This is a genomic window from Lentzea sp. NPDC102401 (genome assembly GCF_044765805.1).
Taxonomy (GTDB): domain Bacteria; phylum Actinomycetota; class Actinomycetes; order Mycobacteriales; family Pseudonocardiaceae; genus Lentzea; species Lentzea sokolovensis.
The window spans coordinates 18,025-42,979 of the sequence record NZ_JBIWKS010000002.1 but is presented as its reverse complement, the minus strand read 5'-3'; the positions used below and the strand labels follow the sequence as shown (position 1 = coordinate 42,979).

Here is a 24,955-nt window from a genome sequence, read left to right as displayed (position 1 = left end):
CAACACTTTTCCACGATCACATCAGGAAATGATCTCGCGCAGGACGGCGGCGGCCATCGCGGCCGGATCCCCGTCCTCGGGCCGCAGCACGACGTCCGGGGCCAGCGGTGCCTCGTACGGATCGTCCACGCCGGTGAACCCGCGGATCTCGCCCGCGAGGGCCTTGGCGTACAGCCCCTTCGGATCACGCGCCTGGCACACCTCGACGGGCGTGTCCACAAAAACCTCCACAAAGGACAGTCCGGCGTCCTCGTGACTGCTGCGCACCCGGTCCCGGTCCTCACGATACGGGCTGATCAGCGACACCACCGCCACCACGCCCGCGTCCGCGAAGAGCTCCGCGACCTCGCCGACGCGGCGCACGTTCTCGGCCCGGTCCGCGATGCCGAACCCAAGGTCGGCGGTGAGACCGTGCCTCAGGTTGTCACCGTCGAGCCGGTAGGCGGCTCGTCCCGCTGCGACCAGCCGTCGTTCCAGCTCCACCGCGACGCTCGACTTGCCCGACGCGGACAATCCGGTCAACCACACCGTGAGTCCCCGGCCGCCGCGCTCCTCCCGGCCCACCGCGGCGGCGTGCCACACGACGTGGGAGGCGGGCAGGCTGGGCCCGGTGATCATGCCCGCGCCGACTGTGCCGCCGGTGATGTCGTCGACGAGCACGAAGCCACCGGTTGCGCGGTTGCGGCGATAAGAGTCGAACATCAGCGGCTGCGCGGTGCGCAACTGCACCCGTCCGATCTCGTTGACCGCCAACGCGGTCGCGGTCTCGTCCCGGTGCAGCGTGGTGACGTCGAGTCGGTAGTCCAGTAAGCGCACCTGCACCGAAGCCGCGCGCGTGGTGTGGCGGATCGTGTAGGTCGCGCCGGGCCTGAGCGTGCTGTCGTCGGCGAACCAGCAGACCACAGCATCCAGGTCCTGGCCGGTGTGGGGCAGGTTCCCTGGGCGGCAGATCAGGTCGCCGCGGCCCACGTCGAGATCGTCGGCGAGTTGCAGGGTCACCGCCTGCGCCGCGAACGCCTCCGGGAGAGGCTCCCCGCCAGGGCCGCGGACAGCTTTCACCTCGCTGCTGATTCCGGACGGCAGCACGACGACCTCGTCGCCCGGCTTGAACACCCCACCGGCGATCGTGCCCGCATAGCCCCGGAAGTCACCGCCGTCGGCCCGGATCACGTACTGCACCGGAAACCGTGCGTCGACCGTGGTCCGGTCTGATGCGACGCGCACCTGCTCCAGGTGGTGCAGCAGCGGAACACCGTCGTACCAAGGCATGCTCGCGCCACGTTGCACGACGTTGTCGCCGTGCAACGCTGACAGCGGCATGAACGTCAGGTCCTGCACGTCCAGCTGCACGGCGAATTGGGTGAACTCCTCGCGGATCTCCTCGAACCGCTCCTGTGACCAGCCCACCAGGTCCATCTTGTTCACGCACAGCACCAGATGCGGAACCCCTAGCAGAGAGGCCAGGAACGCGTGTCGGCGCGACTGCTCCTGCACGCCTTTGCGCGCATCGACCAGGATCAGCGCCAGATCCGCGGTGGAAGCACCGGTGACCATGTTCCTGGTGTACTGCAGGTGCCCCGGGGTGTCGGCGACGATGAACCGCCGCTGGGGTGTGGCGAAGTAGCGGTACGCCACATCGATGGTGATGCCCTGTTCCCGTTCGGCTCGCAGGCCGTCGGTGAGCAGCGCGAGGTCGGGATGGCGGTCGCCGCGGTCGCGGCTGGCCCGTTCAACGCCCGCGAGCTGATCGGCGAAGACCGTCTTGGAGTCGAACAGCAGGCGGCCGATCAACGTGGACTTGCCGTCGTCGACGCTGCCCGCCGTGGCCAGGCGCAGGAGCTGTCGGGTCATCAGAAGTACCCCTCCCGTTTGCGATCCTCCATGCCCGCCTCCGAGATCCGGTCGTCGGCCCGGGTAGCACCCCGCTCGGTGACTCGCGCCGACGCCACCTCGGCGACGACCTCGGCCGAGGTGGTCGCGGTGGACTCCACGCAACCGGTGCAGGTGGCGTCCCCGACGGTGCGGAACCGCACCGATGCCTCGGTGGGCTCTTCGCCGTCGAGCAGCGTGAGGAACCGCGTGTGCGCCAGCAGCATTCCGTCGCGCTGCACGACGGCGCGCCGGTGGGCGTAATAGAGCGAGGGCAGGTCGACGCTCTCGGCCTCGATGTAGGACCAGACGTCGAGCTCGGTCCAGTTGGACAGCGGGAACACCCGGATGTGCTCGCCCTTGCGGTGCTTGCCGTTGTACAGGTTCCACAGCTCGGGCCGCTGGTTGCGCGGGTCCCACTGGCCCGCCACACCGCGGAAGCTGAACACGCGCTCCTTGGCGCGAGCCTTGTCCTCGTCCCGGCGCGCCCCGCCGAAGACGGCGTCGAAGGAGTGCTCCTGGATCGCTCGCAGCAGTGTGGCGGTCTGCAGCCGGTTGCGGGTGGCCTGCGGGCCGGTGGCCTCGACGACACGGCCAGCGTCGATGTCATCCTGCACTCGACTGACGAGCAGGCGCAAGCCCGACCGCTCGACGGTGGCGTCGCGGAACTCGACGACCTCGTCGAAGTTGTGCCCCGTGTCCACGTGCAGCACCGGGAACGGCAGCGGCGCGGGCGCGAAAGCCTTCGCCGCGACGTGCAGCATCACCGCCGAGTCCTTACCGCCGGAGAACAGCAGCACCGGCCGTTCGAACGTGGCGGCGACCTCGCGGAACACGTGCACCGACTCGGCTACGAGCGCGTCGAGGTGGGACATTTCGTATGCGGTGGTCAGCTCGTTCACCCCTCACCAGGCGGGAGCGCCGTCGGGACGCGGTCTGCTCCGGCACGGACTTCTTCAGCGCGTCACCGATGGTTCAGCTGTCGGCGTCGCCGGTGCCGACCGCGTCGACGTCGATGTCGACGCCTTCCTTCCACAGCACGGTGTCCGCGATGACCAGGACGTCGAGGCCGGAGTCGGTGAAGCACCGGATCGCGTCCTCCGGCGTGCGCGCGATCGGTTCGCCCTTGATGTTGAGCGAGGTGTTGAGCACCAGCGGCACACCGGTCAGCTCGGCGAAGCGGCTGATCAGGCGCCAGTACAGCGGGTTGGCGGCCTCCGTGACCGTCTGGACGCGGGCGCTGCCGTCGACGTGCGTGATCGCGGGCACGGTCGTCCGACGGTCCGGCTTCACGGTGAGGGCGAGCAGCATGTACGGCGAGTCGATGTCGGGCTCGAACCAGTCGGAACTCCGATCCGCCAGCACTGACGGCGCGAACGGGCGCCACGGCTCGCGGAACTTCACCTGCAGGTTGATCTTGTCGGGCATGCCGGGGTCGCGCGGATCGGCCAGGATCGAACGGTTCCCCAGCGCGCGGGGGCCGAACTCCATGCGGCCCTGACACCAGCCGACCATGTAGCCGGCGGCGATCGCCGCGGCCGCGACGGCGGCGGGGTCGGCCACCTTCGCGACCTGGGGAACGCCACTGGCCACGACCGCTCGGTCGACGTCCTCCCGCTCGATGTTGCCGCCGAAGTAGACCTGGTCCACCGGCACTTTAGGGGCGCGGCCCGAGTGCTCGACCCATTGCAGAAACGCCGCTCCGACCGCTGCTCCCGCGTCGTTGGCCGCCGGGGGCACGAACACCGCGTCGGCGAGAGCGGAGCCCGCGAGAGCGCCGTTCGCGTTGCAGTTCAACGCGACCCCGCCGGCCAGTACGAACCGCCGGCTGCCGGTGCGGGATTCGAGCTGTTCCGCCAGGAAGGAGTAGACCTCCTCCAGCTTCCGCTGCACCGCGTGCGCGAGCTCGCGGGAGTTCTCGTCGGGATGGCCGGTCTGCGCCCGCAGCGCGTCGAACTCGCGGAGTCGGTCGCGGTGCACGTGATAACGACCGCCGGAGTAGGTGACCACGTCGTCGAAGCTGATCTTGCCCGAGCCGTAGGCGGACAGGCCCATCGTCTTGCCCTCGTTGCCGATCGCGCCGAGGTGGCCCGCGGCGTCCCCACGGCCGCTGCGCTTGTAGAGGCCGCACAGGTCGGTCACGTACGTGTAGAGGTGCCCGAGCGAGTCGGCCACGCCGTAGGAGTCGAGGTGGTCGATCGTCGTGCCCGTGGCATGCCACAGCGACGTGCTTTCCTCTTCGCCGCGGCCGTCCATCACGAGGACGTTCGCCTCGGGGAAGCCGCTGAGGTAGAAGCCGCAGGCCGCGTGCGTGAGGTGGTGCTGGAAGTGGCGGGCGTTGGCCAGCCCGTTCCGCTCCAGCTGTCCCTTGGCCTCGAGCCAGGTCTCCGTGTTGAGCTTCTTGATCAGCTCCACGCCGGCGGGACTCAGGTCGTCGTGGTCGATCAGGTTCTGGTCGAACGCGTTGGCGTTGTGCTGGAACTTCGCGTAGTCGAAGGTCAGGCCGACGCCGAGGACGTCCTCGCGGCGCACGCCCGCCTCCTGCAGGCAGTGCTCGATCGCGGCGTGCGGAAACGCGGCGGTGTGGCGGTCGCGGTTGAAGCGCTCCTCCTCGACGGCGCACACCAGTTCCCCGTCGACGACGATCGCCGCCGACGTGTCGTGCAGGATGTTCAACCCCAGGAATGCCGCTGCCATTTCCCCTCCAGGAATATCGGCGATGCCCCGCGCACACACGCCGACACAGGCGGCGCTCGTCGAATATGACTGATTAATCAGTGAACATCAGTTCGGTGACAACGGTTCGGAGCGCCCTCTCTCGTATGGAGGACGATGCGCGTGACCTCTAAGCTACGGAGGCCCGGCGGGCCTTGCAAGGCTGAGCGCCGGCGCGATCCGATACCGTCGTTCGCGCACGAAGTCGCAGGACCCGGGGTGCGCAACCGGGGAATCGCAGCAGTTGCGCACCCTCTCCACAGCGATCAGAGAGCGCCCTTCTCAAGGTAGATGATGAGCACTACTCTGACGTTTACCTCGCACTGTCGGTGCCACTTATTCGCGTGAAGACCCGGCCCCGAGGCCCGTCCGGCATTGTCGCTCGTCCACCGCAGCTCGACTGACTCGTTCCGGGTCGATACGCCTCTTTATTTTGCCGTGCCCGTGCCGACGATGACCGAATTGTTGTTCGTGTCGATTTCTGAGGGGAAGTACATGCACCGGCTGCCGAGCGCCTTCGAGTTCCAGACCTCCGCGGAGACTCTGCGCGCCCACCACTGGCGTTCCTACACCGACACCTACAAGGGGTGCGAGTTCGAGTGCCAGTACTGCCTCTACAAGGGACCTGGTGAGTACGGCCGGCACGTCCAGCCGGTGAAGGGGTCGATCCCTGCCCGTGCCGACCTCGGCATCGTCGACATCGGCACCACCACGGACCCGTACCAGCCGATGGAGGCCGACCAGAAGATCACCCGTTCCATCCTGGAGGCAGCCCTCGAAATCAGGATCCCGCTGTTCGTGCTGACCCGCGGCAACCTGGTGCTGCGCGACGTCGACCTGCTGCGCGAGCTGGCCAAGGACGGCCTGGTCGAGGTGTGTCTGTCGATCATCACGCTCAACGAGGCCATCACGACCCGCATCGAGCCGAACGCCCCCAGTCCCACCGAGCGCCTGCGGGTGGCCGAAGAGCTGGCGGCCAAGGACATCCCGGTGGCTTTCCACGTCGCCCCGCTGATCCCCGGCCTGGACACCCCGGAGAACCTGTCCGCCTTCGGCAAGCGGCTCGCCGAGGCGTGCGGCAGCCACGTCTTCAGCGCGATGCTCGGCGCTCGCAAGCCGTACTGGAAGCCGTTCTACGCGGGCATGGACGCCATCGCCGACGCCTGCGGGTCGTTCGAGACCTTCGAGCGGGCCTACCCGCGCGACTTCGACTTCAGCCGCGACGCCGCTGGCACCTGCGACTTCGAGTACGCCCTGCCCGCGCTCACCCCGCTGCGCGACGGCGTCACCGAGGGCGGCGCCACCTACGTCTCGGAGAACTACCCCTTCCTCACCACCGGTCCGCTGGAGAACGGCATCTACCGCTGGAAGCTGCCGACCGTCTACGACATGTCCAGCTGGGTCCAGGCCAGGGGCGGGGTCGTGGAGTGGCCCGACTTCCTCGACTGGTACCGCGACTTCCGGCCGAGCGACCGGCTCGTCGAGCTGGTCAAGTCGCTGTGGGACAACGGCGAGCTGTTCCTGGGCACCTACCTGGCCCGCCAGGGCACCGGTTACACCGGCGGCGGCGAGCTGATGCTGCCCGCCCACCACACCCTCGTCGCCAAGCGCACACCCGTGGCCTGAGCTGCCGGGCGGGGGCGCGCCCGACCGTGGCCGGCTCCGGTCGAAAGGAACGCGAACGATGACGAATTCAACCGACGAGCAGGCGGTCGAGACCTCGATCGAAGCCGCCACCAGCAGACGGTTCGCCACGCTGGGCGAGATCTACGAGTGCGCGCGGGATCAGCTCAGCCCAGACGCCTGGGCGGTGCTCGACGGCGGGGCCGGGGCCGAGCAGAGCCTGCACGACAACACCGCCGCGCTGGCACAGTGGAGCTTCCGGCCTCGGTACCTGAGCGGAGTCACCGAGCTGGACACCAGCACCTCGTTCCTCGGCATCGAGCTGGCCTTCCCGGTGCTCACCTCGCCGATCGGCGGCGACGGCCTGTTCCACGAGCGCGGCCAGTGCGAGATCGCCTCGGCGACGTCGATGGCGGCCATCGCTCCGATCGTGTCCGAGGCCTCGCCCTTCCCGTTGGAGACGGTGGCCAAGGCCAGCGACGGGCCGAAGATCATGCAGCTGCACGCCTGGGGCGAGCCGGACGAGTTCCTGGCCTTCGCCCGGCGTGCGGCCCTGGCCGGGTACTCCGCGCTGTGCGTCACCATCGACTGTCCCACCCTGGGGTGGCGGGAGCGGCCGATGACGCGCCGCTTCGACACTCCCGCGCAGCAGTGGAGCGGGAACTACGGCGCCGCGGGTGGTTCCGCGGCCGACCGGCTCCGCTCCGGCACCGGCTCGGACTGGACGTGGGAGACGCTGGCCGGGGTGCGGTCCCGAGTGGATCTGCCGATGCTGGTCAAGGGGGTGCTGACCGCTGAGGACGCCGAGGCGGCCGTCGCCGCCGGGATGGACGCCGTGATGGTCTCCAATCACGGCGGGCGGCAGCTGGACTGCCTGCCCGCGACCATCGTCCAGCTGCCCGAGGTGGTCACCGCGATCCGCGGCCGCGTCCCGGTCGCGGTGGACGGCGGCATCAGGCGGGGCACCGACGTGCTCAAGGCGCTGGCGCTGGGGGCCGACGTGGTGCTCGTCGGCCGGCCGATCGCGATGGCCCTGGCTGCCGACGGGGCGAACGGGGTGTACACCGCCCTGACCCTGCTGCGCGCCGAGTTCGAGCGGTCGATGCTCCTGGCCGGCCGCCGGACCATCGCCGACCTGGACCGCTCCGTGGTGCAGCCGCGCACCGTGCACGGGTTCTGAGCGACGAACGAGAAGGAGCAGTCCCGATGACCGAGCCCGGCATCTCGACCGACTGGAAGGCGATGGCCGACGAGGTCGCGCTGGACCCGCGTCCACTGCTGCACGGCGCGCGGGTCGACCTGGACGTCGACACGTTCGCCCTGCGCAGCCCCCGCGACGGCAGTGTGCTGTGCGAGGTCCCCGCGTGCGGGGAGGCGGAGGTGGACCGCGCGGTCGCGCACGCGAGGGCCGAGCAACAGCACGGCTGCTGGCCCAACTTCACCCCGAAGATGCGCGGCGAGATCCTGGGCCGGTGGGCGAACGCCATCGAGGTCGAGCGGGCCGAACTCGCCCTGCTCATCAGCCTGGAGACCGGCAAGCCCATCCGTGACGCGCTCGGCATCGACCTCGCGGGCGTGGTGCGCGCCCTGCGCTGGTACTCCGCGCTGGCGGACAAGCTGCACGGCGACCATCCGGACGTCGGCGCGAACGACCTGGCCCTGGTGAGCAGGGAAGCGGTCGGCGTGGTCGGGATCCTGCTCCCCTGGAACTTCCCGCTGGCGCTGGTCGGCTACGACGTCGCGCCGGCGCTGATGCTCGGCAACTCGGTCGTGGTGAAGCCCTCGGAGCAGTCGCCGCTGTCGGTGCTGCGCGCGTGCGAACTCGCCGTGGAGGCAGGCGTGTCGAGGGACGCCATCAGTGTCGTGACAGGCCTTGGCGTCGGAGCGGGCCAGGCGATCGGCCGGCACCACGACATCGACGCGGTCGCGGTGACCGGGTCGGCGGCCACCGGCCGGGCGGTGATGCGCGCCAGCGGTGAGAGCAACGGCAAGCGCGTGTGGCCGGAGTTGGGTGGCAAGTCGGCGGCGATCGTGTTCAACGACGCGGGCGATCTCGCCGAGGCCGCGCGCATGGTGGCCTGGGGCGCCTACTTCAACCAGGGCGAGATGTGCACCGGCTGCTCTCGGGTCCTGGTCGAGCGCGACGTGTACGACGAGTTCGTGGACGCGCTGGCCGTCGAGGTCGACAAGCTGCGCGTCGGCGACCCGCTGGACTGGGGCACCACGGTAGGTGCGCTGACGACCGCGCGACAGCTGGCGGACGCGCAGGTCGCGACCGAGGAGGCCGTGGCAGGCGGCGGCCGCGTCGTTCGCGGCGGCGAGGCGGTGGCCGCAGTCGACGGTGGTCATTACTTCCCGCCGACACTGCTGGCCGACGCCCCGAGGACGAGCCGCGTCTTCACCGACGAGGTGTTCGCCCCGGTGCTGGCCGCACGCCCGTTCGACGACGTGGACGACGCGCTGGCGGTGGCGTTCTCCTCCGGATACGGCATGGGCGTGTCGGTCTGGACCTCCTCGCTCGACCGGGCGTTCCGGGTGACCCGCGCGGCGAAGGCGGGCATCGCCTGGGTCAACTGCTTCGAGGGCGACGACATGACCGTGCCTGCGGGCGGTGTCGGCAAGTCCGGTTACGGGCGCACCAAGGGGCTGGCCGTGTTCGACAAGTACTCCGACGTCAAGACCACCTGGGTGCATCTCGGAGGGTGACGGAGCCAAGGCCTCACTCCACCTGACATGTTGCCCCGTGAGAGGAACACCCATGCTCCGCGTTTTCGGATTCGACCAGCTGGCCCTGGTAGCGGCCGATCTGTACTTCCAGCACCCCGACCCGCCGGCGGGGCAGGAGGGGGCCGAGCACGGGGTGCGGCTGGAGCTGCGCCGAATCGAGGCCGGCGAGCTGCGCGGCTCGGTGTACTCGGCCCGGCCGATCGCGGTCGCCGAGCCGCTGTGGCGGGTCGACCTGCTGGAGTCGGTGGACGGCCTGCGGACGCCTTTCGACCGGACCCATCACCACCCGCGGTTCACCGGCTGGGACGAGAGCGAGCGGGTGTTCGACGAAGAGATGTCCGCTGACCCGGTGGGCTGGTTGGAGAAGCAGCTCTCGGACCTGCCCGCCGTGCTGGCGAGAGCGGGTGTGGCCGCGGATGCCGCGAGCCCGGCGGATCTGGCCGAACTGCGCCTGGCCCTGCCGCAGATCCTGGACGCCGTGCAGTGGATGCTGGACCAGGTGCGGGCAGGCGAGCTGGGCCGAGCACCCGCGTCCGGCACCACGGGGTTGATCCGCTCCAGCTGGCTCTGAGCCGACCATGGGACACGAAGCATTCGTCCCGACGGAACGGTGGGGCGCCGACCTGTACGGCGATCCCTGCGCCGGATGTGGCTACGCCTGGTCGGTGACAGCAACGGAAGCGGTGCGGATCGTCGACGGGCTACCAGCCCGGTTCCGCGCACTGCTGGACCAGTGCACCGGCGGGGAACGCCACCCCGATCTGGCCTGGGGTCCCGTCGGCTACGTCTGTCACGTGGCCGACAACCTGCGTGCCTGGGCCGAGGGACTCGGCGCGGGCTTGCAGCTGTCCGCCAGGGTGCCGGTCCCCGGCTATGAGCCCGACCTGCTCGCGAAGGCTCGGCGTTATGACCGGATCACGCCCGAAGCCGCCCTCTGGTCCTTGGCCGGGGCGGCCGCGGCCTGGTGCGACGTGGTTCCGCGGGCGGTCGCCGACAACGTCGTCCTCTGGCACGCGGCCCGGGGTGAGCAACGGGCCGAAGACGTCGCGCGCAACAACGCGCACGACGCTTCGCACCACCTCTGGGACATCCGCCGGATCATGCGCGCCGCGGGCTGACCGTTCGGGGAAGGGCACCGTCAGAACAGACGGCGCCCTTCCTCCTCGCACAGCCGGACACGTACTGGCTCGGTGATCGCGCCGATGCGCTCGGCGACCGCGGGCTCCAGCCCGCCGCGACGATGGGTGCCGGTGGGCTCGAACGCCTGACCCCGCCCGCCCTTCGAGTACCGGTCGCCTTCCACGTCGAACCCCGCGGGCAACGCACCTGCGGCGATGTCGAACCACCGCTCGGTCTCCAGCAAGGAGAAAGCCTTGTCCCGCACCAGGTCCTGGTAGTCCAATGCGCGCCAGCGCAGGTCCTCCGCGGAAAGGACGCTCTCGACGATCCGGGCCCACGTGGTGGCGTAGAACCCGGCAACGTCCGACGGGAGCACACCGGCACCCGCGAGGCGACGGGCGGCGCGCCCGTTCGCGGTGTCCTCGCCCCACGTCGACGGGTTCGCAGTGTTGGACGCGACCATCTCCGCCGGTTCCCGCCACTGGAACAGCCACGTGGTGTCGGGGACGCCGTCGAGACAGCTCACCACGATCGGCACGGTCCAGCTGGTGATCTTGACAACCAGGGTGCGTCCAGCCACTGCCGCCGTGTGGCAGCTGTAGTTCAGCAGCGCCGTGAGCAGGTCGCGATGCGCGCGAGCCGCCGCGTCGTCCGCGGCCAGCGCGATCATCCGGGCGGGGACCGTGACGAAGTCCGGCTCCTTGAGCACCATCGTCGTCGGACGCAGGGTCAGCAGGTTCGCCAACAGCGTCGAGCCGCACCGGGAGACGTGGGCGATCAGCCGGAGGTGCTCGCCGGCGCGCCGCTCGCCGAACTGCTCCACGAACGCGGCGATCGAAACGCTCCTGGTGTGGCCGGTCGCGGCCGCGGTGTCGTTGTACCAGACCTCCCCGAAATCGGCCGCCGCCAACCTCGCCAGTCGCACCACGCCGCCGTCGAGGTCGACCTCCGTGGGCATGTACCCGGCATTGGCCAGGTCGGCCAGGTTCTCCGGCATTCCTTCACCTCCACTGTGTTGACCACGTGTCAACGGGAATCCCCGTGCGTTGGGTGATGCGGTGTCAACCGCGCCGGCTCTGCTCGCACACCCAGGCGAAGTGCCGCTGCTGGGCAGTACGCGTGCTGAGCCATCTGTGCAGCGCGGCGCTGATCTGCCCGGTGCGCCCCCGCAGCCGCCGGGCGCCGCGATGCCCGAGGAAGTGGCTGATCTGGTCGCCCCAGTGCTTCTCCGTAGCCGCGCGGGAGGTGGAGAAGCGCCCGGCGTGGCGAACCGCCGGCCCCGCCGCGGGTGCCAGGCAGATCAGGTGCACGTCCAACTCGACCGGTACGGCACGGTCCACATCGGACAGAAAGGCTCGGTGCGCCGACAGCTGGCCGACACCAGGGCGTTGCGGCGTCAGCATCGACGTGACCGCGGCCAGTTCGTCGAGCAGAGAGGACACCCCGAGGTCCATGGGCAGGATCGGAGGCGACACACTGCCGTGGCCGCCCCGCTGGACCGCAAGGGCGAGCACGTGCTCCGGCTGTCCCAGGTAGAGACCGACGATGTCGATCACACGCGCGGGCGCAGCCGGTTCGACGGGCAGCGGGTGCGGCCGTGCGGGCAGTTCGAGGGCCGGCGGTTCGACCTTCTCCAGCATCGGTATCACCGTTCCCCGTCCAGTTCCTCGACTCCGCAGTGTTCTCAGCGGGCTTCGGTGTGGGTGTCCTGGCTGATCTTGCTGGCGAGGTCCTGCCACATGTCCGCGCAAGCCCGCACTAGCTCGGCGACGGTGAGCTGGCAGTGCGCGGGGACAGCGCCGAGCAACCGGTCCCACTCGGGTTCGCCGACCGAGTGGACGTCCAGCAGGCGGATGAGGCGACGCCCTGCCTCCGAGAAGCGAAGCGAGGGATCCTGCTTGAGGCGTTCGAGGAGCACGACTCGGGTCTGCGACGTCGCGGCGATCTCGGGTATTCGGCGGCGGGCGACCGACCCGGCAGGGCTCTCAGAGCCCCCGTCCGGCTTCGAGTCGGCACGCTGTCGGGGCGGCAGCGGGTCCTCGCCGCGGGCCAGGCGGTCGCGGACGTCGCGGACCGTGCCCTGCGAGACACCGGCCCTGGCGGCGATCTGGCGAACCGACGCAGTCGGGTTCTCCCGCAACAGACTTCCGGCCTTGCGCCGCCCGTTCGCGGCATCGACCGGCCGTACCCGACCATCACGGCCCACCCTGGCGGACAACAGAGGGACTTCTCCCGCGATGGTGGCGCGCTTGCGGATCGAGGCGACCGTCTTCGCCGCCAGGCCTGTGGTGGTGGCGACAGTCCGATCGGACCACTGAGGGTGGGAGTTGATGATCCGCTCGGCGGCCGCGTGGCGATCTGCTCGGGAGAGCGGCAGGCCATGGGTGACGTTGGCCTCGACGGCGAGGACGAAGGCGTCGGCTTCGCTGCCGCAGAAGAACCTGGCCTGGATCTCCTGCTCACCGCGCAGCGTCGCGGCGCGCAGCCGGTGCGCGCCATCGATGACGCGCATTGTGTTGTGGTGTACCAGAATGGGAGGTAAACGCGTTTCAGATTCAGCGAGGACGTTCGCATGCGCGTCATCCGCACCTTCAAGCCTAGGCGAATCAGCCGAGTGCAAGAGCCGTACCGGCACAGCCATAACCGGAAGTTGGCGGATCATCGCGTTGAACGGGAGCCCGCCCTCGGGCCCCTCGTCCTCCCCGGACCGCTGGTCAACCACAGTTCCCCCAATACTTCGTCGCTCAAGCAGGCAACCCCACGCGCTCGTAGCGACAGCGCTACACGAACTGACACGCGGCAAATATGAGCCAAGCCCGGACAACGGGTGGCAACACGTTGGCATCGACAGCTGCCATAAAGCTGATCAACCTTGTTGCGGCCCAAACTTGACGTAGCGATCACAAACGATTGATCTAAACGAATTGCATTTAACGTATGCGACTGCGGCGGGTGGGCCAACCCCCGTTCTGCCGGGCGTGCGCACGCCACCAAAACCGTCTCAGCAGCACCAAACGGCGTCAAGACCGGTCTGCGCCTCACGGCAATTCAGAACGGTAACCGCACCCGGCGGAGGCATACAGCCGCGTTCAACCGAGTACGTTCCTCGCTTGAACATCACGAATCCAATCCACTTTCGACCACGATCATTCTGAGCTGAGTTCTGGGACGCACTCGGCGACCACCGCCGACCACGTGTCCGGCCCGGAGGCCAGCAGCAGCACGAGGTCCCCCGGCTCGGCGACGCCGTCGAGGAGGCCGGCCGCCCCGAGCAGGACGTCCGCCGCGAAGCAGTGACCGACCTCGGCCCGCCGTGGCCCGTGGGCGCGCTCAGGACTCACCCCGGCGGCCATGGCCAGGAACGACCGCGAGCCGTCGCCGTAGTGGCCGGTCACCAGGTGACGCACGTCCGTCGCGGTGAGGGACAACGGTTCCAGGGATGCCCGCACGACCCGTGAGATCGCCCTGCTGGTCGTGCGGGCGACGGTCAGCGGCCGGTCCGAGTCCGCCACGTCGCGCTGGACGGTGGTGGCCGCGGAGAGGACGCGCAGGGCAGGCCCGCGCTCCGGGCGCCGCCGGCTGACGACGCACGACGCGGCGCCGTCGCTGAGCACGGTGACACCGTTGGCCAGGTAGCGCCGCCCGCCGAGGACGCGGTCCGCGGTGACGAGCAGCACGGCGTCGGCCTGGCCAGCGAGCAGGGTTCCCCTGGCTGCGGCCAGGCCCAGGCCGAAGTTGCCGCAGTCCGCCCCGCCGACCACGGTGCCGGTGAGGTCGACGCGCTCGATCCCGCGGAAGAACGTGCGCAGGTCGACGGTCGCCGACACGTCGGGCCGGGTGTCGGTGCAGTAGACGACCGAGTCGACCGGCACGGTCGCGGCGGCGAACGTGCGCAGGGCGCTCTCGACGGCGAGATCGGGCACCGCGCGGTCCGACACCAGCACGTGCCGCAGACCCTCAGCGAGCAACGTCTCGCGCTGCCCGTCGAGGTCTTCCGCTGCCACCTGGTCCAGCGGAGTCCGCTCACCGAGGGCGGACCCGATCGCGGACAGGTACACGGCCGTGTTGTCGCGGTTCATCCACTGCCTTCTCTCGATGGCGTCAGATTCAGTGAGCCCCATTTCTCACACTTATCCGATCAGAACACCGTCAATGGATGCCAACCATGTTCAACCACGTGCTTTCAGCACTTGAACACGAGCTGCGGGCTTGAACGGTTGACGTTGCGAAAGAACAGCCCGAATGTCATCCCCGGGCTTTATGACGCGCCCGTCAGGACGGCACCCGGAGGACGGCATGGTTCACGGTTTCGTCCATGATCTGCTCGACCACGCGTCGGCTGGACGTCCGGACTCGGTGGCCGTCTCCGACGAGGCGGGATCGTGGACCTGCGCGGAGCTGCGCGAGGTGAGTCTGCGGGTCGCGGAGTGGTTGCTGCGCCGGGGAATCCGCCGCGGCGACCGGGTCCTCACCCGGCTGCCGAACCGGCGGGAACTGGTGGCGCTGCTGTACGGCGCCTCCCGCGTCGGCGCCGTGCTCGTCCCGGTCAACCCGGACATGAAGCCGTTCCACCTCACCGGTGTGCTGGCGGACGCGAGTCCCGAGCTGGTGCTGGCCGAGGACACCGGCGAGGTGCGGTCTCTCACGGCAGCACCGTTGCTCGGCGTGGACGAGGCGTGGCAGGAGATCGAGCAGACCGAACCGCACGCGGGCGGTGCCGGTCCGGTGACCTCCCACGACATCGCGTTGCTCATCTACACGTCGGGCAGCACGTCGGCGCCCAAAGCCGTGGTGTGCCCACATCGGCAGGTGGTGTTCGCAGCCCACTCCATCAACGACGTGCTGCGGTACCGCGAGGACGACGTCGTGTTCCTCCGCCTCCCGCTCTCGTTCGACTACGGGCTCTACCAGATCTTCCTCGGCGCGCTGAGCGGCGCACAGGTCGTGCTCGCCCCGGCGGGACACGACACGACGCTCCTGCGCAGGCTCCGCGCCGCGAACGCGACGATCGTGCCGGTCGTCCCCTCCCTGGCGCAGCTGCTCACGCACCTCACGGCCAGAGACGGCTCACCCACGGCGGTGCGGATGTTCACCAACACCGGCGCCGTGCTGACCGAGCCTCTTCGCGCGGCGCTGCGCCACGGTTTTCCCGGCGCGCGGATCGTGCTGATGTTCGGCACGACCGAGTGCAAGCGGATCTCGATCCTGGCTCCCGACGGCGACCTGACGAAGCCGGGCTCGGTGGGGCGTCCCCTCCCCGGCACCGCCGTGGTCGTCGTCGACGAGGACGGCAAGGTGCAGCCACCGGGGCAGCACGGCGAGTTCGTGGTCCGCGGGCCGCACGTCATGAACGGGTACTGGCGTGCAGCCGAGCTCACCGAACAACGCTTCCGGCGCGACCGCGACACCGGTGAGGTCGTGCTGCACACCGGCGACTACGGCTACCTCGACGAGGACGGCCACCTGTACTTCGCGGGACGCCAGGACGACATCGTCAAACGCAAGGGTGTGCGGGTCGGCCTCACGGAGATCGAAGCCGCGGCCGTGGACATCCCGGGGGTCCGGGCCGCCGCCGCACTGGTCGTCGACGACGGCGTGCTCGTGTTGTGCGTCGCGACGACCGGCACCGAGTCCGACGTGATCGTCCGCGGGCTCGTGGAACGGCTGGAGCCCGCGAAGATCCCGGACCGGTGCGTGACGTTCGACGAACTTCCGCTCACGCCCAACCAGAAGGTCGACAAGAAGCGGCTGGCCGACGCGGTGAGGAGCACGAAGGCATGAACGCGAACGCGCTCGTCGAGCAGTTCGGGAGTCCCCTCTACGTCTACGACCTGGCACGGGCGAGTGCGTCCGCCGCTGCGTTGCGCGGGCAGCTCCCGACCGGATCGACCCTCTTCTACTCGCTCAAAGCGAATCCTCACCCCGAGATCGTGCGCACGCTGCGGGTCGCCGGTTGCCGCGCGGAGGTCAGTTCGACCGGCGAACTGGACGCCGCGCTGCTCGCCGGGCACGACGCGGCGGTCTGCCTCTACACCGGCCCTGGCAAGACCACGGCGGAACTCGATCACGCCATGAGCTCCGGCGTCCGACTCTACTCCGCCGAGTCGGTCGGCGATCTGCGGCGCATCGGCGCGGCAGCCGCACGGGAGGGCGTCACCGCCCGGTGCCTGGTGCGGATCAACGGCGACTCGGCCGCAGGCCTGGCCGGTCAACGCATGACCGGTGCCAGTTCGCAGTTCGGGCTCGACCTCGCCGACGTGGCGCGGTGGGCGCCCGAGGTCGCCGAGCTCTCCCAGGACGCCAAGATCGAGGTGGTGGGCCTGCACCTGTTCAGCATCACGAACGCGGCGGACGAGGCCAGCCTGGTCCGGGAGCTCGCCGAGAACGTGCGCACGGCCAGGCGACTGCAGGTCGAGCACGGGATTCCGGTGGAGTTCCTCGACCTGGGCGGCGGGTTCGCGCAGCCGTACGCCGTCCGCGGCGACCGGCCGAGTTATCCGACGTTGCGCGCGGCCCTGGAGGACGAGCTCGACGAGCACTTCCCGCTCTGGCGCACCGGTGCGGTGGAGGTGGCGTTCGAGTCGGGGCGCCATCTCAGCGGCGGCTGCGGTCAGCTGCTGACGAGCGTCGTCGACGTCAAGCAGAGCAAGAACCGCACGTTCGTGGTGCTCGACGCCGGCGTGAACGCGCTCGGCGGCCTCAGCGGCCTGCGCCGGTTGCCGCCGGTGCACGCGGACCCGGTCGTGGTCGGCGGCACGGCGGCTGATCAGGAGGTGACGCTCGTGGGCCCGCTGTGCACGCCCAGCGACGTAGTCGGCCGCGACGTCGTCCTGCCGCTGCCGGAGCAGGGTGATCTGCTGACCATCCCGAACACCGGCGCGTACGGACTGACCGCGAGCCTGGTCGGTTTTCTGTCCAGGCCGGCGCCCGCGGAGGTCGCCGTCCTCGACGGCGAGGTCGTGTCCGCGTCCCGGTTGAAGCTGCACCGAGTCGCACTCACCCGGCCGCCGCGGGACCAGAGCGCGACCGATCGCGCGAGGCGGATTCTGCCTGTGGTGCGGGAGAACGCGCGCCGGGCGGACACCGAAGCCCGGTTTCCGGCCGAGTCCTTGGCGGCACTGCGCGAGAGCGGCCTCATGGGGCTGCTCGTCCCCGCCCGGTACGGCGGTCTCGGCCTGGGCGTCACCGAACTCCTCGACGTGGCCCAGATCCTCGCGTCCGTGTGCCTGTCCACGGCCATGATCTGGTCGATGCACTGCCAGCAGGTGGACGCCGTCGTCCGGTTCGGCACACCGGAGCTGCGGGCGGACCTCCTCCCCCGCATCGCGGCCGGCGAGGTCTACCTGGCGTCGATCACGTCCGAGAAGCAGACCGGCGGTCACCTGCTCACCAGCGCCGCGCCGTTGCGGGAGGTCGCGGACGGCCTCCTCGTCGAGCGGGAGGGCCCCGTCGTCACAGGTGGCGCGGTGGCCGACGGGTTCCTGCTCACGATGCGCGACGGGCCGGACGCGCCGGCCCGGCAGGTGACCCTGGTGTACGCCGAACGCGCGCAGCTCGACGTGCAGGCGAGCGGCAAGTGGAACCCGATGGGCATGAGAGGCACGCACAGCGTCGCGCTGCGGCTGTCCGGGGTGGTGCCGCCGCATCAGATCGTAGGCACCAGGGGCGAGTTCTCCGAGGTCGCCGTCAGCAGCTTCATCCCGCTCGGCCACCTCGGCTGGGCGGCGTGCTGGCTCGGCGCCGCACGGCAGGGACTCGCCGATCTGATCGCCACGTTCCGATCGCCCCGACGTCCGTCCTCTGTGGACCTGAAGTCCGATCTGGTGGCGGAGCGGCTCGCGCGGATCCGCGCCGACGTCGAGGCCGTGAGCGCCTACCTGCGGCAGACCGAACGGGAGATCATCCGTTGCCGCGCGGGGGATGCCGAGGTCACCGACACTTCCGTCCAGATCCACCTCAACACGTTGAAGGTGCTCGCGTCCGAGCTCACCTACCGCGCGGCCGACAACTGCGTCCAGCTGGCGGGCATGGGTCTCGGCTACCGCGCCGACTCCCCCGTCCCGCTGGAACGTCACCTGCGTGATCTGCGGTCGGCGAGCCTGAACTACTCCAACGACCGCCTGCTGGTCGCCACCGGCACCCTGTGTCTCGCGGACCAGGCGGTGCGGCTGCTGGGCGACACCCGGCCACTACAGATCGGAGAACCAGATGAGTCCTGAGTGGACGGACGCGTTCGAGAAGGTGCTGCGGGAACACCTGCCGTTGCTGGCACCCGATCACCCGCTGACCTCCGGAGCGAAGCTCGCCCAGCTCGGTCTCGACTCGCTGGGCACCGTGCAGCTGCTGATCAGCCTGGAGGACGAGTTCCAGGTGTCCATTCCGGACGAGATGCTCACCCCGGCCGTCTTCGCGACTCCTGACGCGATCTGGGCGGCTCTCGACGAACTGACGCAGAACTGACGTCAACGCTCGGGCGGGGACGACCCGCCCGAGCGTTGACTCATTCGGTCACGAGATCGATCTCAGCGAGCCCGCCGACGATCACATCGGCTTCCTGGATCTCGTCCGCGCGGTGCGTCGTCGTCACGGCGATCACGCGCATGCCGGCGCGTCGCCCGGCGGCCACCCCCGCCGGGGCGTCCTCCACCACCACGCACCGGCCGGGGTCCGCGCCGAGTGCCGACGCGGCGGCCAGGTAGCCCTCCGGGTCGGGCTTGCCCTTCGTCACGTCCTCGGCCGCGACGAACACCGCCGGCACCGGCAGCCCGGAGCTGCGCAGCCGTCCCGCCATCAACGCACGCGGCCCAGAGGTCACCACCGCCCACCGGTCCGCAGGCAGCCGCTCCAGCAACGCGAGCGCGTTCGGCATGGCGCGGACGAGATCCGTGCCCGCGCCCTCCAGTTCCTGGATGCGCGCCAGCACGGCGGGAACGTCCGCGTCGCGGAAGAACATCGGCACGATCTCGCTGTCGCGGCGGCCGTGGCACACGGCGAGGATCTCCTGCACGTCGGCGCCGAACTCCTCCGCCACCTGCCGCCACACGTCGCTGATCAGCAGGCTGGAGTCCACCAGCGTGCCGTCGATGTCGAACAGGAACGTCGGGGTCACGCGCCGCTCGCCCTCCTGCTCAACGCCCGGTAGGTCTCCGCGACCCCGGCGGCACCCTGGAACAACGCCGACGCCACGATCAGGCGTTCCGCGCCGGCCTCCCGCAGTGCGGCCGCTCGCTCGGCCGTGATGCCGCCGTCCGCGGCGATGCGAACGTGCTGCAGGCCCCTGCTGTCGAGGTCCGCGCGGAGTCGCCGGATCTTGTCCACGGTGTAGGGCAGGAAGTCGCTGGTTCCCGGATTCACGGCCATCACGACCACCTGCTCGACCAGGTGGGCGATCTCCTCGATCGCCGAGGCCGGCGTGCCGGGGTTGAGCACGACACCGCGGGCGATGCCGGCCTTCTCCAGGTCCCGCAACACCCTCCCGATGTGCGCGGTGCCCTCCACGTGCACCGAGACGAGATCGACACCGGCGGCGGCCAGCCCGTCGAGGTACGCCTCGGGCCGGTCCACCTGCAAATGCACGTCGAGCCGCCGGGGGAAGGCCTTGCGGATCGACTTGATCGCCTTCAGGCCGAAGCTGATGTCCGGGACGAACACCCCGTCCATCACGTCGAGGTGCAGGATCTCGACGTCGACAGCGGCCACGTCGGCAACCGCCTGTCCGTACTCGAGCGGGTCGGCGCCGAACAACGACGGCACGATGGTCGTGTCACGCATCAGGAATCTCCTCGGTTCAACCGACGATCGACAGGAACGTGCTGGTGACCAGATCGACCTCGGCCGAGGTCAGGTCCGGGCGCAACGGCAGGCACAACGCGTTGACGGCGAGGAAGTCCGAGTTCGGGAACGCGGCCGGGTCGAACCCGAAGGCGGCGAACGCGGGTTGCCGCGCGATGGGCTCCGGATAGCGCACCACGGCGTCGATGCCCCGATCCCGCAGCTCCGCCAGGATCCTGTCCCGGTCGGGCACGATCACCTGGTACATGTGGAAGACGTGGTCCTCGCTGGCCGCCGGCACCCGTGCCCGACTGGTCGCGAGCGCCTCGGTGTACCGGGCGGCGATCTCGCGCCGGGCCTGGTTCCAGTCGTCCAAGAAGGACAGTTTGTGGTCCAGGACCAGGGCCTGGATCGAGGACATCCGGCTGCTGAAACCCAGTTCGGTGTGGTGGTTCTGGTCCTGCTGGCCGAGGTTGCGCAACCGGCGCAGCCGCGCGGCCAGTTCCGGTGAACCGGTCACCGCGGCCCCGGCGTCTCCGGCGGCGGCCAGGTTCTTCGAGGGGTGGAAGCTGAAGCAGCCGATGTCGCCGAAGGTGCCCACCGACCGGCCGGACCAGCGGGCGCCGACGGCCTGGGCGCAGTCCTCGACGAGCACGAGCCCGTGTTCGTCGGCCAAGGCCGCGATCCTCGTCATGTCGAGCACTTCGCCGAACATGTGGACGACGACGATTCCCTTGGTGCGAGGCGTGATCGCGGCCTTGATCAGCTCGACGTCCATCAGGTAGTCCGTGTCCGTGCAGTCCACGAGCACCGGCCGGGCGCCGGTCCGCGCGATCGCCAGCACGGTGGCGTGGAACGTGTTGGCCACCGTGATGACCTCGTCGCCCGCCCCGACGTCCAGCGCGTGCAACGCGAGAACGAGGGCGTCGGTGCCCGAGTTGACCGCGACCGCGAACTCGGCGCCGAGGTAGTCGGCGAACCGCTGTTCGAACGCCGCGACGGGCCGACCGCTGACGTAGTCTCCGGACAGCAGCAGCTCGGTGATCTGCCCGCTCAGCCCTTCGAGGTCGGTGAACTGCGCGGGATATCCGTAGCGCGCGACCAACATGACGTTCCTCCGCGAGATCGGGTCAAAGTCCACACGGGACATCGGCAACGGTCGTGGTGAGATCCGGCACCCGGCTCGTACCCGGTGGCAACGTCGGGTCGATCACCACCTTGAGGTGCTCCCCGGTGATCCTCCGGCCCGGCGGGTCCGTCGCCATCGACCGCAGCACCGGCCCCGCCGACTCCAGGGAGCAGACGTGGCTCAGCACCCTGCCAAACCGTTCCGGATGGCGGCACAACAACTCCTGGGCGCGCACCAGGTGCCGCGCCGAGGTGCCCCGGTGCCCGGTGAGCCGCACCCGCTTGCCGGTGGGCAGCACGACCGGGGACACGGCACCCGGTACCGGAAGTCCGCAGGCGTTGGCGCGCCGCACCTCACCGAGGTCGACAGCTCCGGTGAGCTCGTGCCGCGAGCCGACGCTGAACCCTCCGAGCAGGTCGGCGGTCGCGTCTTGCGCCAAGGCGTGCACCACCTGCGTGAGCGCCTGCGGGGCAGCCTCCCTCGGCAGGCAGACGAACGCGCCGCTCAGTTCGCCGAACAGGCCCTGGGTGCGGAAGTCCGCGTACGGCAACACTTCGCGGCGGCGCAGGTAGTCGAGTCGGTCGGCGCGATGGTGCACCAGCGTGACGGGCCGTCCTTCGAGCTCACCCACCAGCGCGGCCAGAACGGCGGTCGTGCCGCCGCCCCAGATCCCCACGGCGCCGGCGGGGTCCACGAGATCCCACCCGTAGAGCACCGCGCCGAGCGGCTCGACCAGGGCAGCCAGGTCCGCGGCCAGTCCCGGCAGTGCCGACACGAGGTCGCGCAGCACGGCATCGCCTGGTGCGGCGAAGAAACTCCGGCACAGCACGCCGTCGTAGGAGTGCCCGAGGATGCTGTCCTGGTCGTCGGAGGCGACCGGGTTGAAGATCACCCTGGAGACCCCGTCCGCCGTCCGCTGCTCGGCGAGCCCCTCGTGCCCGAGCACGGCGGCGACGTCGCTCCTGGCGCCGCGCTGGATCTGCAGGTCCGTCCCGCAGATCCCCACCCGCAGCATCCTGAGTCGGTGTGACGCCGCATCCGGGCGCGGCACCAGCCGCAGCCCACCGTCTGAGGTCCGCGTCCAAGCCAGGTCGCTCATGCCATGATCCCCGCGCTGTCGAGCATCCGATGCAGCAACGACACCGAACGCGCCAGGTCTGCCTCGGTCAGGTCGTTGACGAACGTGCACCCGCCGATCCCCTGGGGCAGCGGGAAGTTCTGAGCGCCGTCGCGGTGCCGGACGGACTCGCCCAGCGCGGACCAGAGGAACGGCACCTCGCAGACCGGGTGCCAGACCGGCAGACCGGTCCGGCGCAACAGGTTCAGCACGCGGACGGCGTCAGCGCGTGCCAACGTGCCCCGGTCCACCGCGAGCGCGCACGAGATGGCCATGTCGATCGACACGGCCTCGCCGTGCAGCAGACCTGGCTGGGTCGCCATCTCCACGGCCGGGCTGAGGGTGTGACCGAAGTCGACCACCCGCCGCAGATCGTGTTCCCACAGGTTGGGTTGGAGCTCCTCCAGCATGCCGGTGATCGCCTGGTGCACGACCCGCTGCCCCGCCACTCCGTCGAGGCGGCACCGCACCAGCTGCTCGATCTCCGCGTCGAGCAGCGCGAAGAGGAACTCGTCGCGGATGAGCGCCATCTTGATGATCTCCGCGAGCCCGTTGCGGATGTGCCGCTCCCCCAGCGTTTTCAGGAACGACCGGTCGACCAGCGTGTGGTCGGCGGGGTGGTAGGCCCCCAGCTTGTTCTTGGTGCCGTGCACGTTCACAGCGGTCTTGGCGCCGATCGCCGCGTCGATCTGGCCGATCAGGGTGGTGGGCACGCGGACGTACGGGGTTCCCCTGCGGTACAGGCTGGCCGCCGTTCCCGCCACGTCGGTCACCACACCGCCGCCGATGGCGACGATCGGATCCCGGCGCGACATGCCGGCCGAGTCGGCGGCCAGCACGATCTCCTCCACCCAGGTGAGCGTCTTGTTCTCCTCGCCACCGGGCATGCCGAGCACCTGCGCCCTGGCGTTCCGGACGCGGAAGTAGTCCTCGATCTCGGTGCCGCGCAACGCCAGCACGTTCTCGTCGACCAGGACCAGCCGGCACGCGCCGGCGCTCAGCCGCGCGGCCTCCGCGAGGGCGTCGTTGTCCGGGGCGAGCAGGTCGGTCACTTCCGTGACGCGGTAGGAGACCTGCCTGGCCGCGCGAACCGTCCAATCACCGAAGCTCATGCCGGGCCTGCTCCTTCGTCCGGAAGCCCGCGCGCGTAGACACCCGCGCCGCGCAGTGCGTTCAGTCCGTCGGAGTCCCCGCGGACGATCCTCCTGGCGAAATAGCCCGGGTCTGCCTCCGAGATCCCGTACAGGCCCAGGCGGTTGAGGTTGCCGATCAGGCTCGTCAGGTAGTGCTCGCCGAGGTTGTCCACGACGCCGCCGCTGAGCACGGTGCGCTCGACCTGCGGGTTGAGCGTCGCCTGGGCCAGCAGGACCTGGGCCATCGGCATCGTCACCGCGTCGAGCACCGCCACCGCACCCGCGTGTCCATTGTGGAGTGATCGGCGGAACGACTCGACGTCGGCGTTCTCGGCGCCCCAGCGCGACACCGGCACCCTGCGCAGGAACTCGGCGATGCCGCGGCCGGAGGCGAACGCGCTCACGTGGTCGGGTCGCCCGCAGTCGCACCGGGCGGAGACCGGTTCGCCGTCCCAGCTCACCCAGGCGGGCAGGTGTCCGATCTCGCCCTGCAGGCCGTGGTCGGAGTCGTACGGGATGCGGCCGGTCGGCAGTTCGATCGTCCGGTAGGCGATCCCGGTGCTGATGGTCACCGCGGCGGCGGTGACCGTCTGGTCCAGTTCCTCTTCCCGCAGCAACGCGTACGCGAGCGCGGAGACGTCGTTGACGACCGTCCAGCGCACGCCCGGCCGCAGCGCGCTCAACTCGGCCTCCGGCCACCAGTCGACCTGCTCGGCGCCGAACAACGGTGCCGCGCCGACGACCCGGCCCATCCTGGCGTCCACGGCCGCGCCGAGCGAGACCGCGCAGCGCTCGAACCGCACACGTCGGGAGGCCCGGTCGAACGTGGTCACGAGCCAGTCGACGATCTGTTGCCTCACCTGTTCACCCGAACCGGCGGACGAGCGGACGGTGATCGCGGGCGAGCGCTCGACCTCGACGACGTCACGGGCGCCGGTCAGCACCCCCGATCGGAACCAGGTGCCGCCGAGGTCGAGCACCAGCACCGGTTGCTCGCTCGCCCGCGCCTGCTCAGCGCGGAAGCCGGCGGCCAGGCCAGCGGTCACGGAGTCTCGCCCGCCGCCGCGTCGAGCAGCAGCAGGCCACCGGAGGCGAGGAACGTGCGAGTGGCCAGCGTGTCCGCCGACTCCGCCCGCACCTTCGCGACCGCCTCGACCTTCCCCGCTCCGGTCGCCAGCACGAGACGCGTCGCCGCGCCGGTCAGCGAGGGCAGGGTCTGCGTCATCCGCACCACACCAGCCTTGGCTGCGACCGCCACGACACCGGACGGGTCCGCCGGGTCGTACTCGCCGTGGAACAAAGACGCGAGGTGACCGTCCGGGCCGAGCTGCAGCAGCACCAGGTCAGCGCTTCCGCTGGGAGTCAACGACTTCAGCAGTTCCGCGTACGCCGCGGCACCCGCGGCCGGATCGCCGTGCACCGGCATCGGATGCCGTCGCTCGGCCGGCACCGCGGCGACGTCGAGCAGGTGCTCGGTGATCGTTTTCCAGTTCAGGCCCCGCTCGTCGTCGGGCAGCACGCGGTCGTCGGTCTGCACGACGTCGACCGCGTGCCAAGGCAGGTCGTGCTTCGCGAGCCGCTGGTACGTCGCGACCGGGGTGTTGCCCCCGGTCAGCGCGAGAACGCACGATCCGCGCTCGGCAACGGTCTGCCGCACCACGTCCGCGACGAGGTCGGCCGCGGCGTCCGCCACGTCGTCCGCGGTCTGGAAAATGCGTGAACGACCGGAATCCACCCTCATACCCCCAATAG

At 70.1% G+C, this 24,955-nt stretch carries 22 protein-coding genes; 8 read left to right on the top strand and 14 right to left on the bottom strand.

The features are described 5' to 3' along the window. Positions 1–21 precede the first annotated feature (21 nt). From cysC to ACIRG5_RS06250, 3 genes are all read right to left on the bottom strand, one after another. Positions 22–1,851: an adenylyl-sulfate kinase gene (cysC, locus tag ACIRG5_RS06260; protein ID WP_402901028.1), complete on the bottom strand. Its 1,830-nt coding sequence runs from the start codon at positions 1,849–1,851 to the stop codon at positions 22–24. Next, complete coding sequence (cysD, locus tag ACIRG5_RS06255) at positions 1,851–2,744, bottom strand: sulfate adenylyltransferase subunit CysD (protein ID WP_402901025.1); 894 nt, start codon at positions 2,742–2,744, stop codon at positions 1,851–1,853. Before cysD ends, cysC begins: the two co-directional genes overlap by 1 nt. A 100-nt stretch (positions 2,745–2,844) precedes the next feature. Next, positions 2,845–4,566, bottom strand: a complete 1,722-nt coding sequence (locus ACIRG5_RS06250; protein ID WP_402901023.1) for a carbamoyltransferase — start codon at positions 4,564–4,566, stop codon at positions 2,845–2,847. Between the two features lie 471 nt (positions 4,567–5,037). Here ACIRG5_RS06250 and ACIRG5_RS06245 point away from each other — a divergent pair, with 471 nt between their 5' ends. The 5 genes from ACIRG5_RS06245 to ACIRG5_RS06225 are packed head-to-tail and all read left to right on the top strand — an operon-like array spanning position 5,038 to position 10,052. Further along, positions 5,038–6,210 carry an SPL family radical SAM protein gene (locus tag ACIRG5_RS06245; RefSeq protein ID WP_402901020.1) on the top strand — a complete coding sequence of 391 codons (1,173 nt, stop codon included), beginning with the start codon at positions 5,038–5,040 and terminating at the stop codon, positions 6,208–6,210. A 58-nt stretch (positions 6,211–6,268) separates the two neighbouring features. Then, positions 6,269–7,387: an alpha-hydroxy acid oxidase gene (locus ACIRG5_RS06240; RefSeq protein WP_402901017.1), complete on the top strand. Its 1,119-nt coding sequence runs from the start codon at positions 6,269–6,271 to the stop codon at positions 7,385–7,387. Between the two features lie 26 nt (positions 7,388–7,413). Continuing rightward, positions 7,414–8,913, top strand: a complete 1,500-nt coding sequence (locus tag ACIRG5_RS06235; protein ID WP_402901014.1) for an aldehyde dehydrogenase family protein — start codon at positions 7,414–7,416, stop codon at positions 8,911–8,913. A gap of 52 nt (positions 8,914–8,965) precedes the next feature. Further along, entirely contained in the window at positions 8,966–9,505 is a 540-nt protein-coding gene (locus ACIRG5_RS06230) for a hypothetical protein (RefSeq protein ID WP_402901011.1), read from the top strand. A 7-nt stretch (positions 9,506–9,512) separates the two neighbouring features. Further along, complete coding sequence (locus ACIRG5_RS06225) at positions 9,513–10,052, top strand: hypothetical protein (protein ID WP_402901008.1); 540 nt, start codon at positions 9,513–9,515, stop codon at positions 10,050–10,052. Between the two features lie 20 nt (positions 10,053–10,072). Here ACIRG5_RS06225 and ACIRG5_RS06220 read toward each other — a convergent pair whose 3' ends face one another. The 4 genes from ACIRG5_RS06220 to ACIRG5_RS06205 form a co-directional block, all read right to left on the bottom strand. Beyond that, a complete protein-coding gene (locus tag ACIRG5_RS06220; protein WP_402901005.1) occupies positions 10,073–11,050 on the bottom strand; it encodes a hypothetical protein in 978 nt (325 codons plus the stop codon). Positions 11,051–11,114: 64 nt separating this feature from the next. Next, the gene (locus tag ACIRG5_RS06215; RefSeq protein WP_402901002.1) at positions 11,115–11,693 is read right to left on the bottom strand and encodes a hypothetical protein; all 579 of its coding nucleotides are present in this window, start codon (positions 11,691–11,693) and stop codon (positions 11,115–11,117) included. A 44-nt stretch (positions 11,694–11,737) separates the two neighbouring features. Continuing rightward, positions 11,738–12,694, bottom strand: a complete 957-nt coding sequence (locus ACIRG5_RS06210; RefSeq protein WP_402900999.1) for a ParB N-terminal domain-containing protein — start codon at positions 12,692–12,694, stop codon at positions 11,738–11,740. 505 nt (positions 12,695–13,199) lie between these two features. Continuing rightward, positions 13,200–14,132 (bottom strand): hypothetical protein, encoded by a 933-nt coding sequence (locus tag ACIRG5_RS06205; RefSeq protein WP_402900996.1) that lies wholly within the window; start codon positions 14,130–14,132, stop codon positions 13,200–13,202. Between the two features lie 217 nt (positions 14,133–14,349). Here ACIRG5_RS06205 and ACIRG5_RS06200 point away from each other — a divergent pair, with 217 nt between their 5' ends. Genes ACIRG5_RS06200 through ACIRG5_RS06190 form a run of 3 tightly spaced genes read left to right on the top strand, consistent with a single transcriptional unit; the run spans position 14,350 to position 18,513 of the window. Continuing rightward, positions 14,350–15,834 carry a class I adenylate-forming enzyme family protein gene (locus tag ACIRG5_RS06200; protein WP_402900994.1) on the top strand — a complete coding sequence of 495 codons (1,485 nt, stop codon included), beginning with the start codon at positions 14,350–14,352 and terminating at the stop codon, positions 15,832–15,834. Continuing rightward, positions 15,831–18,272: an acyl-CoA dehydrogenase family protein gene (locus tag ACIRG5_RS06195; protein ID WP_402900991.1), complete on the top strand. Its 2,442-nt coding sequence runs from the start codon at positions 15,831–15,833 to the stop codon at positions 18,270–18,272. Before ACIRG5_RS06200 ends, ACIRG5_RS06195 begins: the two co-directional genes overlap by 4 nt. Further along, positions 18,262–18,513: a phosphopantetheine-binding protein gene (locus tag ACIRG5_RS06190; protein WP_402900988.1), complete on the top strand. Its 252-nt coding sequence runs from the start codon at positions 18,262–18,264 to the stop codon at positions 18,511–18,513. Before ACIRG5_RS06195 ends, ACIRG5_RS06190 begins: the two co-directional genes overlap by 11 nt. 40 nt (positions 18,514–18,553) lie before the next feature. On the opposite strand, the gene ACIRG5_RS06185 is transcribed toward ACIRG5_RS06190, so the two are convergent. From ACIRG5_RS06185 to pgl, 7 genes are read right to left on the bottom strand one after another with little or no spacing between them, the layout of a single operon-like run. After that, positions 18,554–19,162, bottom strand: coding sequence for an HAD-IA family hydrolase (locus ACIRG5_RS06185; protein WP_402900985.1), 609 nt, complete (start codon positions 19,160–19,162; stop codon positions 18,554–18,556). Beyond that, positions 19,159–19,824: a ribulose-phosphate 3-epimerase gene (locus ACIRG5_RS06180; RefSeq protein ID WP_402900982.1), complete on the bottom strand. Its 666-nt coding sequence runs from the start codon at positions 19,822–19,824 to the stop codon at positions 19,159–19,161. Before ACIRG5_RS06180 ends, ACIRG5_RS06185 begins: the two co-directional genes overlap by 4 nt. Positions 19,825–19,840: 16 nt before the next feature. After that, a complete protein-coding gene (locus ACIRG5_RS06175) occupies positions 19,841–20,932 on the bottom strand; it encodes a DegT/DnrJ/EryC1/StrS family aminotransferase (RefSeq protein WP_402900979.1) in 1,092 nt (363 codons plus the stop codon). 22 nt (positions 20,933–20,954) lie between these two features. Next, the gene (locus ACIRG5_RS06170; protein WP_402900977.1) at positions 20,955–22,052 is read right to left on the bottom strand and encodes a hypothetical protein; all 1,098 of its coding nucleotides are present in this window, start codon (positions 22,050–22,052) and stop codon (positions 20,955–20,957) included. Beyond that, a complete protein-coding gene (locus ACIRG5_RS06165; protein WP_402900974.1) occupies positions 22,049–23,182 on the bottom strand; it encodes a sedoheptulose 7-phosphate cyclase in 1,134 nt (377 codons plus the stop codon). The genes ACIRG5_RS06170 and ACIRG5_RS06165 overlap by 4 nt, the downstream gene beginning before the upstream one ends. Next, complete coding sequence (locus ACIRG5_RS06160) at positions 23,179–24,249, bottom strand: ROK family protein (RefSeq protein ID WP_402900971.1); 1,071 nt, start codon at positions 24,247–24,249, stop codon at positions 23,179–23,181. Before ACIRG5_RS06160 ends, ACIRG5_RS06165 begins: the two co-directional genes overlap by 4 nt. Then, entirely contained in the window at positions 24,246–24,944 is a 699-nt protein-coding gene (gene pgl / locus ACIRG5_RS06155) for a 6-phosphogluconolactonase (protein ID WP_402900969.1), read from the bottom strand. The genes ACIRG5_RS06160 and pgl overlap by 4 nt, the downstream gene beginning before the upstream one ends. Positions 24,945–24,955: the final 11 nt, after the last annotated feature.